This window comes from Pseudomonas sp. 2995-3, from assembly GCF_002742565.1.
Taxonomy (GTDB): Bacteria; Pseudomonadota; Gammaproteobacteria; order Pseudomonadales; family Pseudomonadaceae; genus Aquipseudomonas; species Aquipseudomonas edaphica.
The window spans coordinates 1-247 of record NZ_LJSB01000202.1 but is presented as its reverse complement, the minus strand read 5'-3'; the positions used below and the strand labels follow the sequence as shown (position 1 = coordinate 247).

At 41.7% G+C, this 247-nt stretch carries 1 protein-coding gene; it reads right to left on the bottom strand.

The window, feature by feature from the left end; genetic code table 11:
• Positions 1-247, bottom strand: a 247-nt coding sequence (locus AOA62_RS17930; RefSeq protein ID WP_158235132.1) for a PDZ domain-containing protein, incomplete at both ends; no start/stop codon positions are given.

Genomic DNA, 247 nt, shown 5'->3' with positions numbered 1-247 from the left:
GGGTTAGCTATTCCAATACCGCCTCTTTCACCTGTTTCATCGATATCTTCTGGAAAATGACGAACTTCTACTGCTACATCCATAACGTCCTCTTCGCGCTCAATCGTTAAATTAACTATGTCACCAATACTATACGCACCTAGAACCTCTAATAGAGTTGGATGATCAAGTACTTCTTCACCATCTACCCCAAGGATTTTATCGCCAATCTCTAGCTTCTCTTCTGCATCCATCCCAGGAATAATTG